Genomic DNA, 474 nt, shown 5'->3' with positions numbered 1-474 from the left:
GCCCAGGCGCGTGGCCTCTTCGGCGCTGAGTTGCAGGCTGTGCGGGTCGGCGTCGACGCCGATCAGGCGCTGCGGGGCGAAGGTCTGGCGCAGGTGGCCGAACGACTTGCCCTGACCGCAACCGGCGTCCAGCAGCACCGGACGTTCCGGCAGCGGCTCACTGAATAATCCACGCAGATCATTGATCGCCACGCGCAGCACGTGGTGCTGCCAGGTGTGGCTGCGCAGGAACCAGAGACCGAAGCGGGTTTCCTCGACGTAGCTGTCGCTCAGGTAATTCATGAGGCGTCCTGCGCGCAGAGTTGGGAAATCATCTTCAGCCGGCGCCGCGCTTCGCTGACAAACGGGTTGCGCTCGTCCCAGGCGTAACCGGCGAGGATCGAACAGATCATCCGGCGAATTTCCGCCTGGCTGTCCTCGTAGAAAATCACGTCCTGGAAGGTGCCGGCGTACCAGCCTTCGACGTAGCAGCGG

At 64.6% G+C, this 474-nt stretch carries 1 protein-coding gene and 1 pseudogene; both read right to left on the bottom strand.

The features are described 5' to 3' along the window. Positions 1-282 (bottom strand): class I SAM-dependent methyltransferase (locus J5M71_RS27900; protein ID WP_243434387.1); only part of this gene is annotated, 282 nt, incomplete at its 3' end. Beyond that, positions 279-474, bottom strand: a pseudogene (locus J5M71_RS27895) (FAD-dependent oxidoreductase); the annotation flags it as partial. The gene J5M71_RS27900 and the pseudogene J5M71_RS27895, both read right to left, overlap by 4 nt.

The sequence above is a fragment of the Pseudomonas sp. 43(2021) genome (genome assembly GCF_017490805.1).
Classification (GTDB): Bacteria; Pseudomonadota; Gammaproteobacteria; order Pseudomonadales; family Pseudomonadaceae; genus Aquipseudomonas.
This window is presented reverse-complemented; position numbering and strand designations above follow the sequence as displayed.